The sequence below is a fragment of the Hymenobacter daeguensis genome (assembly GCF_054780555.1).
Genome location: NZ_BAAGWC010000002.1, coordinates 60,796 through 78,570, shown reverse-complemented (window position 1 = coordinate 78,570; position 17,775 = coordinate 60,796). Strand labels below are relative to the sequence as shown.

The 17,775-nt window shown below is 62.4% G+C and carries 14 protein-coding genes; 5 read left to right on the top strand and 9 right to left on the bottom strand.

What is annotated here, in order from left to right; genetic code table 11:
• The first annotated feature begins 110 nt into the window (after positions 1–110).
• Together ACYVHT_RS04010 and ACYVHT_RS04005 are read left to right on the top strand one after the other, a co-directional pair.
• The gene (locus ACYVHT_RS04010) at positions 111–902 is read left to right on the top strand and encodes a Rossmann-fold NAD(P)-binding domain-containing protein (protein ID WP_460548210.1); all 792 of its coding nucleotides are present in this window, start codon (positions 111–113) and stop codon (positions 900–902) included.
• Between the two features lie 139 nt (positions 903–1,041).
• Positions 1,042–1,767, top strand: coding sequence for a glycosyltransferase family 2 protein (locus ACYVHT_RS04005; protein WP_460548209.1), 726 nt, complete (start codon positions 1,042–1,044; stop codon positions 1,765–1,767).
• Positions 1,768–1,852: 85 nt separating this feature from the next.
• On the opposite strand, the gene ACYVHT_RS04000 is transcribed toward ACYVHT_RS04005, so the two are convergent.
• The 4 genes from ACYVHT_RS04000 to ACYVHT_RS03985 form a co-directional block, all read right to left on the bottom strand.
• Entirely contained in the window at positions 1,853–3,706 is a 1,854-nt protein-coding gene (locus ACYVHT_RS04000; protein ID WP_460548207.1) for a hypothetical protein, read from the bottom strand.
• A gap of 55 nt (positions 3,707–3,761) precedes the next feature.
• Positions 3,762–4,304: a hypothetical protein gene (locus ACYVHT_RS03995; RefSeq protein WP_460548205.1), complete on the bottom strand. Its 543-nt coding sequence runs from the start codon at positions 4,302–4,304 to the stop codon at positions 3,762–3,764.
• 108 nt (positions 4,305–4,412) lie between these two features.
• On the bottom strand, positions 4,413–5,732 hold the full coding sequence (locus ACYVHT_RS03990; protein ID WP_460548203.1) for a glycoside hydrolase family 16 protein: 1,320 nt from the start codon (positions 5,730–5,732) through the stop codon (positions 4,413–4,415).
• A gap of 115 nt (positions 5,733–5,847) precedes the next feature.
• Entirely contained in the window at positions 5,848–7,491 is a 1,644-nt protein-coding gene (locus ACYVHT_RS03985) for a glycosyltransferase family 39 protein (RefSeq protein ID WP_460548201.1), read from the bottom strand.
• Positions 7,492–7,718: 227 nt separating this feature from the next.
• On the opposite strand from ACYVHT_RS03985, the gene ACYVHT_RS03980 reads away from it, so the two are divergent.
• Complete coding sequence (locus tag ACYVHT_RS03980) at positions 7,719–8,669, top strand: glycosyltransferase family 2 protein (RefSeq protein WP_460548199.1); 951 nt, start codon at positions 7,719–7,721, stop codon at positions 8,667–8,669.
• An 87-nt stretch (positions 8,670–8,756) separates the two neighbouring features.
• On the opposite strand, the gene ACYVHT_RS03975 is transcribed toward ACYVHT_RS03980, so the two are convergent.
• The 4 genes from ACYVHT_RS03975 to ACYVHT_RS03960 form a co-directional block, all read right to left on the bottom strand.
• Positions 8,757–9,302 carry a carbohydrate binding domain-containing protein gene (locus ACYVHT_RS03975; protein ID WP_460548197.1) on the bottom strand — a complete coding sequence of 182 codons (546 nt, stop codon included), beginning with the start codon at positions 9,300–9,302 and terminating at the stop codon, positions 8,757–8,759.
• Between the two features lie 67 nt (positions 9,303–9,369).
• Positions 9,370–9,879 carry a hypothetical protein gene (locus ACYVHT_RS03970; RefSeq protein ID WP_460548195.1) on the bottom strand — a complete coding sequence of 170 codons (510 nt, stop codon included), beginning with the start codon at positions 9,877–9,879 and terminating at the stop codon, positions 9,370–9,372.
• A 68-nt stretch (positions 9,880–9,947) separates the two neighbouring features.
• Positions 9,948–11,492, bottom strand: a complete 1,545-nt coding sequence (locus ACYVHT_RS03965) for a glycosyltransferase family 39 protein (protein WP_460548193.1) — start codon at positions 11,490–11,492, stop codon at positions 9,948–9,950.
• Positions 11,493–11,646: 154 nt separating this feature from the next.
• A complete protein-coding gene (locus tag ACYVHT_RS03960) occupies positions 11,647–12,582 on the bottom strand; it encodes a glycosyltransferase family 2 protein (RefSeq protein WP_460548191.1) in 936 nt (311 codons plus the stop codon).
• A gap of 127 nt (positions 12,583–12,709) precedes the next feature.
• Between ACYVHT_RS03960 and ACYVHT_RS03955 the strand changes: the two genes are divergently transcribed.
• Positions 12,710–13,438: a class I SAM-dependent methyltransferase gene (locus ACYVHT_RS03955; protein ID WP_460548189.1), complete on the top strand. Its 729-nt coding sequence runs from the start codon at positions 12,710–12,712 to the stop codon at positions 13,436–13,438.
• A 76-nt stretch (positions 13,439–13,514) separates the two neighbouring features.
• Entirely contained in the window at positions 13,515–14,957 is a 1,443-nt protein-coding gene (locus ACYVHT_RS03950) for an aldehyde dehydrogenase (RefSeq protein ID WP_460548187.1), read from the top strand.
• A 182-nt stretch (positions 14,958–15,139) separates the two neighbouring features.
• On the opposite strand, the gene ACYVHT_RS03945 is transcribed toward ACYVHT_RS03950, so the two are convergent.
• The gene (locus tag ACYVHT_RS03945) at positions 15,140–17,677 is read right to left on the bottom strand and encodes an autotransporter outer membrane beta-barrel domain-containing protein (RefSeq protein WP_460548185.1); all 2,538 of its coding nucleotides are present in this window, start codon (positions 17,675–17,677) and stop codon (positions 15,140–15,142) included.
• Positions 17,678–17,775: the final 98 nt, after the last annotated feature.

Sequence of the window (17,775 nt, the reverse complement as noted above, 5' to 3'; positions counted from 1 at the left end):
TTAAAACGGAGTTCATGCCGGGCGCATCAGGCTCCGCCTGTTTGCCCGGCATCCTGCAAAACTAACGCCTTCGTTTCCTTCGCCTCACCCCCCAGCACTCATTCCCTGATATGCACCTTCCCCTATCCTCCCGCCGCGCCCTCGTGGGCGGCTCCACGCAAGGCATTGGCCGGGCCGTGGCCGAAGCCCTGGCCGCCCAGGGTGCCACCGTTACGCTGCTGGCCCGCGATGCCGTCCGGCTGGCCGAAGTAGCCGCCGCCCTGCCCACGCCCGCCGGCCAGCCCCACGATTTCCTGGTGGCCGATTTCTCCGACCCCGAAGCCCTGGGCACTACCGTGCGGCAGTACCTCAGCGCTACGGATGCGGCCTTTCATATTCTGGTGAACAACACCGGCGGACCGGCCGGCGGGCCCATTCTGGACGCTACCCCGGCCGATTTCCGGGCCGCGTTCGAGCAGCACCTCGTGGCCAACCACCTGCTGGCGCAGGCCGTGGTGCCGGGCATGAAAGCAGCGGGATTTGGGCGCATCATCAACGTCATCAGCACCTCGGTGAAGGTGCCCATTGCGGGCCTGGGCGTGAGCAACACCACGCGCGGGGCCGTGGCCAGCTGGGCCAAAACCCTGGCCAACGAGCTGGCCGCCGCCGGCATCACGGTAAACAACGTGCTGCCCGGGGCCACCGTCACCCAACGCCACACCTCCCTCATTGAGAAGAAAGCCAGCCAAACCGGCCAGTCCACCGAAGCCATCGAGGCCGATATGCTGAAAACCATTCCGGCCCGCCGCTTCGGGCAGGCCGAGGAAGTGGCAGCGGCCGTCGCGTTCCTGGCTTCGCCGGCGGCCGGCTACATCACGGGCACCAGCACGCCGGTCGATGGCGGCCGCACGGGCGCACTATGACGCTTCGCTTAATGAGGAATGAAGAATGGGCAATGAAGAATTTTGGTGTTGATAACCAATTCTTCATTGCCCATTCTTCATTCCTCATTAAGCGAAGCGTTTACCTTTGTTGCTTTCGGCTGCGCCTAATTCCTTTCCTGTGGTAAAATTCGACACCCTCTCCATTGTTATCCCGGTTTATAACGAGGCCCGCACCATCCATCAAATCCTGGATTTGCTGCGCGAGCTGAAGCTGGTAAACAACATCGGCAAGGAAATTATCCTCGTCAACGACTGCTCTACCGATGCCTCGGCCGATACCATCCGGGCCTACGCCGCGCGCTACCCCGACATGGGCCTGCGCCTGCTGGAGCACGCCGTGAACCAGGGCAAAGGCGCCGCGCTGCACACGGGCATCCGCGAGGCCACCGGCGACTACGTCATCATTCAGGATGCCGACCTGGAATACGACCCCGAGGAATATAACCTGCTGATAAAGCCGGTGTTGAAAGGCTTTGCCGACGTGGTTTTTGGCTCGCGCTTCATGGGCGGCAACCCGCACCGCATTCTGTTTTTCTGGCACAGCATCGGCAACAATCTGCTCACGTTCCTGTCGAACATGATGACCGACCTGAACCTGACCGACATGGAAACCTGCTACAAGATGTTCCGCCGCGACATCATTCAGGGCCTGAAGCTGGAAGAAAACCGCTTCGGCTTCGAGCCCGAAGTGACCGCCAAAGTTGCCCGCGTGAAAGACGTCCGCATCTACGAAGTGGGCATCAGCTACTACGGCCGCACCTACGCCGAGGGCAAGAAAATCGGCTGGCGCGACGGCTTCCGGGCCATCTACTGCATCCTGAAATACGGCTTGCTGGGCCAGTAACGCCTCTCGCTTAATGAAGAATGAAGAATGAGGAATTACCCTGGCGATAATTCCTCATTCTTCATTCCTCATTAAGTGCAGCGTCTCACCCGCCGGCTTTGGGCTGCATGCGCTCGGCCTGCACGTCATCGACGTAGCAGGCCGAGCCGTTTTCGCTCAGCACGTACACCTTGAGCTGGTCGGTGGGCAGGGCATCGGCGGGCAGGGGCACGTCGAAATACACCTGGTTCCAGGCGCGGTTGAGGCTGAGATTGTTTTGCAGGCGCACGCCTTCCCAGGCGATGCTCTTGCCGTCGCGCTCCACACTCAGCACCAGCTTGTTGCCCCAGGCGCCGTAGTCCGAAAACACCCGGCAAGAGGCCCGCACGTACTGGCCCGGCTGGAGGTTGGCATCCTGAAGCCTGATAATCAGGGCCGGGCCGTAGGCGTGGGCCGCGTCGGCGTGGAACGACTGCTTACTGTAGTAGCCCATGTCGGCCGAAATGCCGGTGGCGGCATCGACGGGCTGGTTTTCGAAATCGAGCTTGCCCAGCGTCTGGGCCTGGTAGTGGCGCTCGGCTTCGGGCAGGTGGGTTTTGGTGTCCAGCAGGGCATAGTCCGACTGCGTGGGCATGGTTTTGTTGAACACCGCGAAGTAATAGCGCCGGTTCATCTCCTCCGGGTTGATGATGGAGCGCATGTACTGCCAGTGCTGAAACAGGTTTAAATCGACCAGCAGCACGGCCAGCACCACGGCGGCCACGCGCAGGGCCGGCCGGCGCTCGGGCAGCAGCAGCCAGGCCACCACCGCGCCCCAGGGCAGCGCCAGCACCGCGTAGCTCTGCACCAGCGCCCGCTGCCCAATGCTGCCGCCGTACCACCAGATGTCCCAGGCCGATACCACCCACAAATTCAGCAGGAAAAAGGCCAGCACCGGCACGGCCACGCCCCGGTGCGTGCGCCACAGCACCACCAGGCCCGCCAGCGGCAGCAGCAGCAGCGGCGAGTAAATCAGCCAGCCCTTGCGGAAGCTGAACAGCACTTCCCACAAGTGCGGCTTGAAGAAGCTGAAGTGCTGGTCGCCGTAGCTGTAGAAGATGAAATGTCCGGTGGCCCAGTGCCAGTACAGCGGCTGCGGCAGCACCCCCAGCACCCCGCCCAGCACCAGCAGCAGCACATCAAGCCAACGCTCGCGCAGCAGGGCCAGCTTGGCCCGCCCGGCTGCCACAGAGCCCACGCCCCACAGCAGCGGTATCACGGCCGCCACGGCTTCCGAAGGCCGAATCAGCACCAGCAGGCCCAGCGTGAGGCCGATGAAGAAGGCGCCCGGCCGCGTGGGCCGGGCGTGCCACCGAACGGTGAGCCACAGCAGCAGCGCGTAGCCGGTGAACAGGTAGTTGTGCGCCATGGCCGCGTCGAACACGGCGTATTGGAAGTAGTTGGAACCCAGCACCAACAGCACCAGTACCAGCGTGGTCACCACGTCTGTGAAGTAGCGGAGCAGCACCCGGCGCAGCAAGCCCAGGCCCAGCAGCGCAAACAGCAGGCCGCCAAAGGCAATGGCAATCTGGTAAGGGGGCGAGAAACCATCCTGCGGGTAGCCCAGCCAGTCGGCTGCCCAATGGCCCAGAAAGAAGAAGGGAGTCCAGAGCAGGGCCAGGCCGCAGGTGTACTTGGTCACGAGCATTCCCGCCGGGCCGTCGGGCACCTGAAAGGCCTGGTAGAACGAGCTGCTGGGGTTGTACTCGCGCATGATGTCGGGCACGAATGCCATGTGCCCGAGGTCGTGGTAGATGAAGTGGGCCGGCAGGTAGATGTAGTAGCCCATGGCATCCCAGGTCAGGATGGCCTGCACGTTGTGCGTGTCCCAATACGGGGCCCAGAGGCGGGCCTGCACCATCAGCAGAAACAACAGCAGGATGGCCAGCAGCGAGTACGGGTGCGGAAAGCGGGGCTTCATGGAAGGCGGGGCAGGAAACGGTAAACAGCTTCGAACAGCGACGGCTGCCAAAAGGCTATTGGGCTTTGCGGAGCGTCACGTCGTCCAGGTAAGTGGGGGTGGTGGCCTGGTCGTTCCACAGATATACCTTCATCTTATTAGTGCCTGTTGCGCTGGTGGGCAGGGAAATGGGCACGCTCACGGCCGTCCACTCACCAAATTTGGGCACGGCCTGCTCCACCGGGAAGGCCGTGTAGAAAACTTTCGTGTCATCGGTGGGACTGGTATTCACCTGCACTACCAGCTTGGCCGTGCTACCGGCCGCCACGCGCAGTACCTGGCCCTCGAGCACCAGGCGGGTGAGCGGAGTGGGGCTCAAATCGCCGAGTGTACGGGAGTACGTGTAGCCAAACGGCACTTCGGGTTTCACGCGCACGCTCCAGCGGCCGCTATGGGCTTTTTCAGTCGTCAACGAGGCCGGGTCGGCATCGCCCCAGCCAATGCTCTGCTCAAAGTCGGCAGAGGTGAGTACGGCAGGGTCGCTGGTGGCTTGGCTGCCTGAGTTAGAATGACAGGCCGAAAGGCAACCCAAAACGACCAGAAAAGCAGAAAAACGCATTAGATGAAGCAATAACAAATGAAGCAATAAAGGTAAGACCCTGACCGCAGAGCCGCCTGCTGGTGGTGGGTGGAAGGGGAAATAATCAGTATGATGCCCTGCCCCAGCTTACTCCGGGTCCGGCGCTTCGGGCTGCGGCAACAGCCATTCGGCTGTTGGGCCCGAGCCCGCTGGCCGCCCAATGATGGTGAGGGGCTGGGTAACGGCCGCGCAGCCTTGTTGCAGGTGCAGGCTGTAGGTGCCCGGCGGTAGAGCCGGCCAGCGGGGGAGCCAAGTGGTGCCGCCCGCCGTGGCACCTCGGGCCAGCGGCTGGCGGTGTACCGGCGAATACACGGCCCAGTGCAGTGAATCGGTTGCGGCGATTTCTACGCGTAGCTCTGGCGTGCCGGCAGTTTGCGTCCAGGTAGGAGCCCAGGCGCCGGCCAGGGGCAGGCAAATGAGCTGGTTGCAGGGCGGGTTGTAATTATCGGTAAGCAACAACTGCAGGCGTGTTGAATCCCGGCGTTGGGGACTCAGTGCCCAGGTCTGATGGGTGCCCTGGTCGAGATGGCCGGGCTGCACTTCGGCGGGCAGCCACGTTAGTTCTACATGAGGCCCGTCGCCGCCCGGCCGTAGCACCGGGGACACGTAGGGCAGCTTGCGGGGCCGATACACCCGCACATAGTCCACTGCCAGCGTATCGGTCGCCACCTTAGCCCAGGCGTAGGCGGTCAGGTTCACGATGACATTCATGGGGCAACCGGCGGGCACGAGGCGGGTTTCGCGCCGGATAGGCAAGCCATCGAAGTAGAAGACGACTTCATTGGGCAGCCAGCTCATGCCGTACGTGTGGTATTGCTGGCTAAGGTCGCCGGCCGGGTCGGCATTATAGAACAAGCATTGACACTCCTGCTGCTGTTGCCGGGTAGGCCGCCAGAACCCTCCCCCTGCTATGTGGAAATTATTGGTGATGGTGGTGGCATTGCCTTCAAACACGTCAATCTCATCGGGCACCCCACCCCATAGCCAGAACCCCGGCGTTATATCGGAGGAATGAGGCAGCCGGGCCCGCACTTCAAACAATCCGTAGCTGAAGCCATTATCCATGCTGCAACTGGCCGACTGCAACGAATCGCTCGGATGGTGGCTGAAGAGCATTGGGGTGGTGTAGCGTACCGGCAGGCCACCGTAGTTCCGGGGCTCGGCCAGGCGGTGTGCCGTCATCTGCAGGGTTCCGTTGGCCGTTTGCAGTTCTTCGGCCGTGTAGAAGCTCGTTTCGATGAACGAACTCCGAACGCGCCCCCACGGATATGCAAAGCCCCACCGCGCCGCTAAAACCACGGTGTCGAGTGGGGTATTGAACTCCTCTGCCCATTCCAGGTGCCAGTCGGCATAGTTTATTCGGCCTTGGGCACTGGTGCTTAGGTAGGCCAGTAGCAGCACAAGCACCCACCCTAAGCGCTTTGGGCAAGCACTCATCATGGCATTTTTATTGAGCGTTTTTGGAAGAAAAAAGCAACGCCGCAACTGACGGCCTACGCCCTTGTAACGCTTCCGCTGAAAATTAGTGTAGTCGGAAAACCGAAAGAATGCGCAGCCCATCGGGCTGTATCCGGTACACTTCTTCGTATGGCTGGTCCTCGGGGTGCCAGCGGTAGGTGGTCATGAAGTAGTCGGCGTCTTCTAGCTTCTCAACAATGCGGATGCGGGGTTGCGAAAAATCCGGCAGCATTTCGCGGGAACAGATGCCGTTCCAGTCCATACCGGAGGGGATGTACACCCGGGCCTCGCCATCGGAATGCGCCACTATCCATTGCAGTCCGCCTAGCTGGCTCAGGCCCCAGTAGTCCATTTCGTAGCGGTGGGCAATGTCCTTGCCCGCCAGCGCATTAAAATAAGTATTCTGGTAAGGATGCATGCGCCCCATGCGTACGGCTACTGTGGCGAGGCTGACGACAAGGACTCCCGCATAGAGCAGTGGCCACCAGCGCCGGCTGCTGGCCAGCGTCGGCCGCCAGCCGGCCAGCAGCACGGCTCCGCGCACGGCCAGCAGCACCAGCGCCGGGTACACGAAGTAGAGCTGCCGCCAGCCGTCGTAAAGCACAGAATGCAGCGCAATGACAGCTACTACTGGCAGCACGCCCAGGCCCACAAAAAACAGGTCCTGCCATTCGCCCTCGGTGGCGTAGAGTCGTAGGCGCCGCTGCCCTACCTGCCATAGCACAGCCCCCAGGCCCAGCAGCAGCAGCACCAAGTGCGGCAGCGGCGTGGTAATGCCTATCCAAACCGGCGCGTAGGTCCAGGGAATGGCCGTGCCATCGATGTAGTTGCCATTGAATAGCAGGACGTTGCCCCAGCGGAAGTGCATCATGTTCTGAAACGCGAACAGGAAGTTGGCCACTGGGGCTTCCCATAGAAACGGCCACATGGCCACCACAAAGCATCCCATCAGCACGAGGTAGCCCAGGCCCAGCGCGGCCACCAGCCGCTGCCCCTGGTATTCGCCGCGCAGGCTGCGCAGCACCAGCATGGCAACCGTCGCCAGCGGCCACAGCACAGCCATGATGCGAACATCGATGGCCAGGGCACACGCAAAGGCATGAACAAGGCCCCGGCCCCAGGTGGGGCGCTGCAGGAACCGAACAGCTGTATTAGTTGCGATGGCGCATAGGGCCATAAATACCGCGTCCTTATCGTTGTAAAACGACTCGGCAAATAAGCGAGGGCTGAGCACGAGCAGCAGCGCCCCAAACAGGCCCCAGCGCCAGTCGGCAAAACGCCGACGGCTCAGCTGATACACTGCCAGCACCCCGCCCCAGCATACCAGAAACGTGCAGAAATGCCGCAGCCAATAAATTTCGCGCGGGTTTTCAAGCCCTAATGCGCGCTCAGCAACAGACACGGGCAATTCGAAAGCTACCCCGTAGTCACGGTCCTTATACTCGTGCAGCGAGTGTTTGAAGGGCTCAAAGGCCTTGGCATTGCCGGGCTGCTCCAGCAGAGCGGGGGCAAAGCGCTGGAGCACATATTTCAGCGAAACCATGCCGTTTTCCCGGCTGGTGCTTTCGTCCACCGAGATGCCGTAGTCGCGCACCAGCCATGCACCCAGCAGCAATAACCCAATGAAAAATCCCCATACGGCAGGACGCTGCCACTTACTGGCCGTCGGGGCCGCAATTATCGAATCAACCATACGGGAAACTAGCATAGACCGCTGGCAAAGAGGGCTCCCGTTATAAAATGAAAAGGCCTCTGCTTTGCCATCGTGGGTAAGCAAAGATAGGAGGGGGCGGTAGGTTTTTTGAAAAATACCCGGCCTGACCGGCTATGCCGGGTGCATTGGGCTGCCCGTTGTAGCAGATAAGCAGTAGCTTTGAATTACCTTCCGCCACCACCGCCGGAACTCCTTTTCTGGCCCACAGCCCTGCAATTCGCTTGAAAATTTCCGTCGTCATCCCGGCCTACAACGAAGAGGAAAACCTGCCCGAAGTGGCGGCCCGGGTAAAGGAAAACCTGACCGGCCGCTACGAGCGCGAACTCATCTTCGTGGACGATGGCTCGCGCGACGATACCCAGCGTGTGCTGCGCGAGCTGCGCGAGCGTGACCCCGAGATTCATTACGTGCTGCTGGCCCGCAACTTTGGCCACCAGAGCGCCCTGCGCGCCGGCATCGACTACGCCACCGGCGACTGCATCATCTCGCTCGATGCCGACCTGCAGCACCCGCCCAAGCTCATCCCGGAGCTGCTGGGCCATTGGCTGGCTGGCTACGACATCGTGTACACCCAGCGGCGCGACGACGAGAAGCTGCCCTGGCTCAAGCGCCGCACCTCGGCCGCGTTCTATGGGCTGATGAACAAGCTGTCGAGTGTCAACTTCGAGCCCGGCACGGCCGACTACCGCCTCATCGACCGGCGCGTGGCCGATGTGGTGAAGGCCAGCCCCGACGTGGAGCTGTTTCTGCGGGGCTTCATTCACTGGGTCGGCTTCCGGCAGAAGCGGGTGGAGTACACACCCGAGCCCCGCTTCCGGGGCACCACCAAGTACACGGTGCGCAAAATGGTGAAGCTGGCCCTGAGCGGCATCACCTCCTTCAGCGTGCGGCCGCTGCACTTCGCCACGCTGGCCGGGGCGGTAGTGTCGATGCTGGCCTTTTTGTATGCCCTCTACGCCTTATACGTGACCTTTTTCACCAACCGGGCGGTGGCGGGCTGGTCGTCGGTGCTGGTCAGCGTACTGTTTATCGGCGGCATTCAGCTGCTGGTGCTGGGCATCATGGGCGAGTACCTGGGTCGCCTGTTTGTGCAGTCGAAGCAGCGCCCGCCCTACCTGGTGCGCGAAACCGACGACGGCCTGCCGCGGCCCCGGTCCACGTTTCAGCCCTAGCCGCCCGGCGGCAGACAGCGGGGCCCCGCACGCTACCAAGCTTAGTAGCGTGCGGGGCCCCGCTGTTTGCCGCCGGGCGGCTATGAGCTATTCAACCAAAGTCACCTTGAAGTCGTCGGCATAAACCGGACGGCTGCCACTAGTGCGCCACAGGTAAAAGCCGAGCTTGTTGTTCGGGCCTACATTGGCAGGTACAGTAATGGTCTGGCTCACTTCTTTCCACTCGCCGTAGGGCTTACTTTCTTTGCCCAACTCCAGGGCCTGCCACAGTACGGGCTTGTCGGGCGTGGCCGGGTCGTTGATGGAAATCACCAGCGAAGCTGCCGCTTGTGCATCGGGCACGAAAGTCCAGGCCGAAACCTTGATTTTTTTCGGACGCGACTCGTGTAGCTGTCCAAATGGTTTCGAGAAAGCCAGGCTGTATTCGTGTGCGCCATCTACTTTGATGGACGTTTTGCCCGAGTGCGCCTTCTCGTGGGTCAGGGTGCTGTTGAGGTCAGCGGGTAGCCAACCGTCGACACTTTCGAAATCGGTGTGCATGAGTACGTTGGGGTCCGATTCGGCATCTGAGCCGCTGCCACCACACGAGGCCAGGGCCAGTGCACATGCAGAAAAGAGGAAGATTTTTTTCATAAAATAATTGAGGGGGTATTCATTTAAACAAAGCGGTGGTGACGGATTATGACGGGGAAGGACACGGCTACCAGAGCTCTGTAAGCTGCCAGTCATCGGTATATACCGGAGACAGGGCATTAGCATACCAAAGGTATAAAACGAGCTGGCTGTTAGCGTGAATTTCGGCAGGCATTTCGAAGCTCTGGCGTATTTGCTTCCATTTGCCCGACCCCCCGAGCGGGGTCATGTAGAGGGACTTGCGAAAGGTGGGATGGTCGGGGTCGCTGGGGTTGGTAATGGCCACGACAATCACGGCATCATCGTCGGGGCTAGTCACCCACACCCACGCACTCAGCGTGAGCCTTCGGGGCCGGTGGTCGAACAGGGCCCCCAAATCCTTGCGGTAGGTAGCTGAGTAAGGATGCGCCCCATCCACAAACATACTGACCGCGCCGGTGTGAGCCTTTTGGGTAGTCAGGCTGGGCTGGGGTATGCCGGAGCATGCCTCAATATCTTCGAAGCTGGTGTGCATCACCACCCGTTCCTGAACTTCTTGTCGGCCACCACGGGGCGAGCAGCCCAGAAAAGCAAGCAAAGACAGCAGGGATAGGGGCCGGATAAAAGACGTCATTGTCGGAGGCATGCAGGCAGAGGGGAAAGGGGCTACCACGGGCGGGACAAGTCGCGGCGGCGAAGTATCACGGCGGGCTGCTGGGCCACGGTTTCGAAAGCGGCCTCCAGCGCAGCGTGCTGCGGGGCCAGAGTGGCGTAGTCTGCCTGCGACATTACGGCGTATTCGAGCTTATCGGGGGCCATGTGGTTCAGCAGGTCGTCGGCTGTTATCACTTGCAGGTTCTCGGGGTGCCAGGCAACGCCGCGCCGGTCGAAATACACCTGCCCCACGTTTATGGCCATTTCATTAACCACGAGAATAGTCGCCGTATCAGGCACCTTGGCTTGCTTCATTTCTTCGGCCCCACCCCGCATCCACACGTGGCTCCAGGGGGTGAAAGGTGGGTAATCATCGCTCATGCGTTTATGCAGCCGTTTGTAGCCGTTGGCCACCAGAAAGAACACCATTATGCTGAATCCCAGGCCCGTGGCGTACCGAACCGGTCCGCCAAAGCGCCCCAGATTGAGCAGCGCCAGAATGAGCAACAACAGCGCGGGCGGTACAAACGCACAAATCATGTGGTAGTCGTGTACGCCCAGCCCGGCGCCCATTATTTTCACAAACACGTAGGCAATGACCATGGACGCGCCAAGCAGCAGCACCAGCGGCCGGTACTGGCGCAGGTTGGCCCGCAGAAAAACCACGAACAACACCATGCAAACCACCAGCGTACGGTACTGAGCTACCGTAGCGTATTCGTGCACCAGATTGCGCCAGGCTGCCTGCAGCACCGTGTGCAGCCCCTCGTCGTCCTGAATGGGGTTGGCCGTGGAGATGAACTGCCAGGAGGAATAGGTTTCGTTCAGGTACTGGTTGCGCAGGAACATGCCGATGATGGCCCCAAAGCCCAGGCCGGCCAACAGCAGGAACTGACGGCGCTCCTTGGGCAGCAGCAACTCGGGCTGCAAAAACGACCACAGCACCGTGAAGCCCACCACCGTGCCAAAGTGCAGCGCGGTGGTGGTTTTGACCAGGCCCGCCAGCGTGAGCAGCAGCACCATCCGGCGCAGGTCGGCAAAGCGGCGGTCGTCGAAGAAGCGCAGCCAGTAGTAGTAGCCGATAAAGCTCAGGCTCAGGCTGAACGGGTCGGGCATGAAACTGCCGGCGTAGAACGCAAAAAACGGCGAGGCCAGCAGGAAGGCGCCCGGCACCAGCCCGGCCGCAAAGTTGCCGGTGCGCTCGTATATCAGCCGGAACATGTAGTAGAAGCCCACCGTCACCGTCACCACGTTCAGCAGTCGGTAGAGCGTGACAATGCTGCCCCGCCCGAAAAGTAGGCCGCCCAGCGCCGCCAGGTAGGCCTGAATGGGAAACTCAACCCCCGTGACACCGCCGATGGAAACCAGCGACGAGGTGCGCGGCGTGAACAGGTGAAAGCCGTAATCGTAGAAATTGATGGCCAGCGAAAGCCGGTCGGACTGCGCCCAGGTATGGATGCTGGTAGGCAGCTCGCTGAGGTAGGGCAGGTAGAAAACGGCCGCCGCAATGGCCAGGAGCACGGCCGCCGCTACGTGGAACGGGTGCGTCCGGAGCACGCGAACAGGCGCCTTGGAGAAGGAGAAAGGGAAGGCCAATTGCGAATCGAAAAGTAAAATTCCTGCAAAAATAGGCACGGCTTTTCCGAATTAGACCGGTTGCGGCGGCCGATAAGCCGAAAAGTGCCTTGCAGTTGCGCCACCGGCGGCCGGCCTAATCCTCGTGGTAGTATTGCTGCACGAAATAGAGCGGCCGGTTCTGGTTTTCGCGGTAGATGCGGAACACGTACTCGCCCATGATGCCCAGAAAGAGCAGCTGAATGGACCCCAGAAAATACAGGCTCAGCCCCAGCGAGGTCCAGCCCAGCACGGCCACGCCTTCGGCCTTGCTGATGAGGACGTAGATGCCGGCCGCGAAGAAGACCAGCATCCCAAACAGCCCCGTGTAGAGGCAGATTTTGATGGGCAGGTTGGAGAAGGAAAACAGGGCATCGAGCGCCAGCGCAAACAGCCGCTTGTACGACATCTTGGGCAGGGTGCCGTCGGGGCGGGCATCGCGGGAGTAGGGCACGCTCACCTGCCGGTAGCCGATGAAGGAGCGCAGGCCGGGCAGGTAGCGGTTTTTCTCCTGCAAGCTCAGAAACGACGTGAGCGCCCGGCGGTTGAGCATGGAGAAATTGCCCACATTATCGGCTTCCTGAAGCTTGGAGAAATTGCGAAAAATGCCGTGAAAGCTCTTGATAAGCAATTGCTTGAAGAAGCCTTCGGCGCGGTCGGTGCGGTGGCCGTAGGCCACGTCGTGGGCGTCGTGGCGCAGCAGTTCGTACATGCGGGGCAGCACCTCGGGCGGGTCCTGCAGGTCGCCGTCCATCATGGCCACGTATTCGCCCCGGGCGGCGTGCAGGCCGGCGGTGTAGGCCGACTGGTGGCCGAAGTTGCGCGACAGGGCCAGCACCTTCAGGCGGGGCTCGGCGGTGCGCAGGGCCAGCAGGCGGGGCAGGGTCTGGTCGCGGCTGCCATCGTCCACGCAGATAATCTCGAAGTCGGGGCTGATGGTGGCCAGCGCGGCTACGCACCGGCCGACCAGCGTGTCAACCAGCGCTTCTTCGTTATAAACCGGAATAACAACGGATAGGAGAGGAGCGGACATGGTAGCAAAGGTATCGGTTGCCAGACTTATGCCCTTCGGCACCGGCCGGGGCGCGGCCAATTATATTTGTTGGCCCGGCCCCGGCTTTCGCACGCGGCTTTTCTTCTCATCAACCCGATTCCTTTCCATGGCCGCCCCCACCCCCGACGTTACCAACTACATTGGCAATGAGCTGGCGCTGTTTGAACACGCTACGCACTGGAAGGCCTACTACGGGGGCCGCCTGAAGCCTTTTCTGCACGGCCGGGTGCTGGAAGTGGGCGCGGGCATCGGGGGCACCACCCGCTCGCTGTGCGACGGCAGCCAGGCCGACTGGCTTTGCGTGGAGCCCGATGCGGCCCTTGCCAGCCACATCACCGAGCTGAAGAGCCAGGGCCAGCTGCCCGACATTTGCCGCCTGCACGTGGGCACGCTGGAGGACCTGCCTGCCAGCGAAGGCCAGTTCGATGCCATCCTGTACATCGATGTCATTGAGCACATTGAGGACGACGCCGCCGAGCTGCGCCGTGCCTACGCCCGCCTGGTGCCGGGCGGCAGCATTCTGATTATTGTGCCGGCGCACCAGTGGCTGTTCAGCCCATTCGATAAGGCCATCGGCCACTTCCGGCGCTACACCCGCGACATGGTGCGGCGTGCCCTGCCCGCCGGCTGCCGCATTCAGCAGCTGGTGTACCTCGACAGCGTGGGCCTGCTGGCTTCGGCCGCCAATAAGCTGTTTCTGAAACAGAGCTACCCCACGCTGGCCCAGATAAAGTTCTGGGACAACAACATCGTGCCCGTTTCGCGGCTGGCCGACCGCCTCACCGGCTTTGCGCTGGGCAAATCGGTGCTGGCGGTGGTGCAAAAGCCAGCGTAGCGCCGCCGGCGCCGCGCCGGATGGCGCGCGCAAGGCCGGGGCCGTTATTTTTGCCTGCTCCCACTCGCCCCCGCCCATGCTTCGCATTCAGAATTACCTCAATGGCCAGCTCGTGCCGCCCCAGGCCGGCCGCTACCTCGACAACGTGGAGCCCGCCACCGGCCAGGTGTACGGCCAGATTCCCGATTCCGGCCCCGAAGACGTAGCCGCCGCCGTGGCCGCTGCCGAGGCCGCCCTGCCGGCCTGGCGCGCCCTGCCCGCCGAGGACCGGGGCCGCCTGCTGGTCCGAATTGCTGACCTGATTGATGCCAGCCTGGAGCGCCTGGCCCGCGCCGAAAGCCAGGACAACGGCAAGCCCCTGGCCCTGGCCCGCGTGATGGATATTCCACGGGCGGCTTCCAACTTCCACTTTTTCGGCACCGCCGCCGGGCATTTTGCCACCGAGGCCCACGTGCAGGAAGGCGTGGCCGTGAACTACACGGTGCGCCATCCGGTGGGCGTGGTGGGCTGCATCTCGCCCTGGAACCTGCCGCTCTACCTCTTCACCTGGAAGATTGCGCCGGCCCTGGCCGTGGGCTGCTGCGTGGTGGCCAAGCCGTCGGAAATCACGCCGGCCACGGCTTTTTTGCTGAGTGAGCTGTGCATCGAAGCCGGGCTGCCGGCGGGGGTGCTCAACATCATCCACGGCAACGGGCCGAACTGCGGGCAGGCCATTGTGGAGCATCCGGGCATCAAGGCCATCAGCTTCACGGGGGGCACGGCTACGGGGCGGCACCTGGCGCGCACGGCGGCCCCCATGTTCAAAAAGCTGAGCCTGGAGCTGGGCGGCAAGAACCCCAACCTCGTTTTTGCCGACTGCGACCTGGCCGCCGCCGTGGCCACCAGCATCCGCAGCAGCTTCGCCAACCAGGGGCAGATTTGCCTCTGCGGCTCGCGCCTCCTCATCGAGCGCCCGATTTACGAAGCTTTCAAAACGGAGTTTCTCAAGCAGCTCAAGGACCAGAAAATTGGTGACCCGCTCGAAGCCGATACCAAACAAGGCGCGTTGGTGAGCGAGGCGCATCTGAATAAGGTGCTGGCTTACATCGAGCTGGCGCATGAAGAGGGGGGCGTGCTGCTGGCCGGCGGCCACCGCGCCACCGTGCCCGGCCGCTGCGCAAACGGCTACTTCCTCGAACCCACCGTGTTCGAAAACCTGCCTTACAACTGCCGCACCAACCAGGAAGAAATCTTTGGCCCGGTGGTCACCCTCACACCCTTCGACACCGACGAAGAAGCCCTGATGATGGCCAACAGCACCGACTACGGCTTGTCGGCCACCATCTGGACGCGCGACCTGCAGCGCGCCCACCGCGTGGCGCACCAGCTGCACAGCGGCATCGTGTGGATAAACACCTGGCTGCACCGCGACCTGCGCACGCCCTTCGGCGGCATGAAGAATTCCGGCGTTGGCCGCGAGGGCGGGCTGGAGGCGCTGCGCTTCTTCACCGAGGCCCAGAACGTGTGCGTGAAGCTGTAGCGGCAGGCAGACAGGGGGGCACGTACTTGATTTTCAGGTCTTGCGTTCAATAAAAATCCCCGGTCAGTTGCCTGGCCGGGGATTCTATTGTTCACGAATAATAGCCTAGATAATTATAGCCGGGAAATGGATAGCCATAGATGCATGCCTCCATGAGGAATGCGCTAGCCTGGCAAAAAACCTTACTCGCGCACCACGCGCTGACGCAGTACCTGGCCACCCACGGTGGCCGTGAGCGTGTACACGCCGGCAGCACAGGCCGGCTGCACCTGCAGGGGCGTGCCAGTCGTGAGGGGCTGCTCCTGCTGCCACACCGTGCGGCCCATGCCATCGAGCAGGCGCAGGGTGGCCGAGGTGGCAGTGGGATGGCTCAGGGCCACGGTCAGGGCCTGGGCAAACTGCGTGGGGTAGGCCGCGAAGCTGACCGGAACACCATCGAAACGCAGCTGCTGGGGCGCGAAGTACTGGCTGCCGCCGTCGCGGTCGTCCTGGCGCAGGCGGTAGTAGCGCACGCCGGTTTTGCCCTCGGCAGCATCCACGAAGCGGTAGGTGCGGGCAGTGCTGCTGGTGCCGCTGCCCTCGGCTCCCACGAAACCGATTTGGCGGTAGGCCTTGCCATCGAGCGATACTTCGAGGCCGAAGCCGCGGTTGTTGTGCTCCGAAGCCGTGGTCCAGGTCAGGAGGGCGTTCTGGCCCTGGCGCTCGGCCTGGAAGGCGGTGAGGCCCACGGGCAGCGGGTTGGTGAGGTCGCCCAAGGTCCAGCGCGAGAAGCCGTTCACATTGGCCAGGAAAGCCGTGTTGGTGCCAGAAGTGGTGATGCCCTTGTTCTGCCAGGTAGCGCCGCTGTTCGTCGATTTATAAAAGCGCAGGTTGGCGGGCGCAATGCCGTTTAGCTCGTGCACAAAGTAATCGATGCTCAGGCCCATGTTCAGGCTGTTGTTGTTGATGGTCGGGGTAATGTCGAAGTAGCGCAGAATGCTCTGGCGGCCGGCCACGCCGGTAGCGGCCACGCCCGTATAGCGGCTCACCGAGGTGGCACCCGGCAGCAGCGAGCCGGCCACGGGCTGCATGCTCAGCCCAATGCCGCCGAAGGTTTCGGTGGCGCCGATGGCCGGGGTGCGGCGCACGTCCACGCGGCCCAGCACGTAGCTGGTTTCGGTTTCCACCAGGTTGGCCAGGTTGTCGAGCTTGAGGCGGAAAGGGCCGGTGGCCAGCACCCCGCTCAACATCTGCACGCCGTTGTACACCGTGGCGTCGTCGGTGAAGGTTTTGGTGCCGCCGCCGTTCACCTCCAGGTTAAAGTAGAGGCCGCCGCTCACGGTCTGGTCAGTAGGGCCGGTGAGCTTCACCTTGCCCGTAGAGCAGGTAAACTGCCCGCTGTTAATCATGTCGCCCTTGATTTCGACATCGCCCAACGTCTGGGCAAAGGTGCCCGAGTTAGTGAAGTTGCCGTTGATGAGAATGTCGCCGCCCGTATGGTTGAGGATGCCCGCGTTGGTGAGGTCGCCCAGCACCACGGTCAGGCCGCTTTCCACCACCATCAGCTGGCCGCTGCTCACCGTGAAGGAGTTCAGGATGGTGGTGGCCTGGCTCACGAGGCTGTTCACGCCGCTGGTGCCGGTACTCGTCACGTTGGTTACGGCGTTGCCGGTCAGCTCGGCGCGGCCGGCGGCCACGCCCAGGGCCGTGAGGGCGGCGCTGCTCACCCCGGTCAGGCTTACCTGGCTCACGGTGTTGTTCATCACATCATTGGTGAGCGTGGCGCTGTTGCCGCAGCTCATCACGATGCCCCGAAAGTTCTGCGTGCCGGCATTTTCCCAGATGCCGCCCGTGGCACCAGCCGCCCGCCCGCCAATGGCGTTATCGCTGATGGTGGCATCGTTGGCCCCGCTGCCGGGGCGGAAATCGATGGCCGTCTGGGCCGTGGTGGGCACGGCAATGATGTTATAATAAAAGCTATTGCCGCTGATGGTCCACTGGTCGCCGTTGCCGGCGGCCACCAGCACGCCCGTGCGGTTGAAGTTGAACAGCTCGCTGTTGGTCAGCGCGAAACCATCATTGGTGCCGCTGCCGGCATTGGCTGCGTACACCAGGTTGGCGGGCAGCAGGGCCGGGTCGGCATTGCCCACAAAGCTCCGGGTGATGGCGTTGCGGTCGTTGCCGGTCGTCAGGCCGTCGCCCACCACCACCACGCCACTGGTGAGCAGCGTGTTGGAGCCCAGCACCACCGCCTCGCGCACCTGGTTGTCCGAGGCGTCACCACTGAATATCAGCGTCGGAGCCGAAACGCTGGCCTGCCGCAGCGTGAGCGCCCGCGACAGCGTGCCGTTGTTGCCATCCAGGGTGGTGTAGGCGCTGCCCGTGCCGAACGTGAGCGTGCCGGTAATGACCGGGCTCACGCCCGCCGCCGGCTTGATGGTGAGCGTATTGATGGCCGAGCCGGTTTTGGCCAGCACCACATCTTCCGCATAGGCCGCGTCGAGCAAGCGCAGCTCGTAGGGCTGCGTGAGGGGCGAGGGCACTGCCGCCAGCGCCGCCGTAATAGTGGGATAGGTGGCCCCGCCCGTGGTGCCCACCGTGAGAATAACGGCTGCTTCGGCCCGCCCGCCCAGCAGCACCAGGCCCAGCACCAAGCCCATTAGTTGGTTACGACGCACCCGCCACGATTGGACGGGTACCGCATCGAAACCGTCGGACTGTACAGAGGAGAAGTGTTTCATAATAGTAGGAAAAAAGATGGGTAAGAAGAATTCCGAAGGATTCTGCCGGCCCCCGGTGGGAGCCGGCAGAAAGTCGTCCTGCTGGTCAGGACTCCGCT

Coding starts and splice junctions, on each gene's coding strand:
- ACYVHT_RS03950 (WP_460548187.1), top strand. CDS start 13,515: ATGCTTCGCATTCAGAATTACCTCAATGGCCAGCTCGTGCCGCCCCAG.
- ACYVHT_RS03960 (WP_460548191.1), bottom strand. CDS start 12,582: ATGTCCGCTCCTCTCCTATCCGTTGTTATTCCGGTTTATAACGAAGAA.
- ACYVHT_RS03995 (WP_460548205.1), bottom strand. CDS start 4,304: ATGCGTTTTTCTGCTTTTCTGGTCGTTTTGGGTTGCCTTTCGGCCTGT.
- ACYVHT_RS03985 (WP_460548201.1), bottom strand. CDS start 7,491: ATGCTAGTTTCCCGTATGGTTGATTCGATAATTGCGGCCCCGACGGCC.
- ACYVHT_RS03955 (WP_460548189.1), top strand. CDS start 12,710: ATGGCCGCCCCCACCCCCGACGTTACCAACTACATTGGCAATGAGCTG.
- ACYVHT_RS03975 (WP_460548197.1), bottom strand. CDS start 9,302: ATGAAAAAAATCTTCCTCTTTTCTGCATGTGCACTGGCCCTGGCCTCG.
- ACYVHT_RS04000 (WP_460548207.1), bottom strand. CDS start 3,706: ATGAAGCCCCGCTTTCCGCACCCGTACTCGCTGCTGGCCATCCTGCTG.
- ACYVHT_RS03945 (WP_460548185.1), bottom strand. CDS start 17,677: ATGAAACACTTCTCCTCTGTACAGTCCGACGGTTTCGATGCGGTACCC.
- ACYVHT_RS04010 (WP_460548210.1), top strand. CDS start 111: ATGCACCTTCCCCTATCCTCCCGCCGCGCCCTCGTGGGCGGCTCCACG.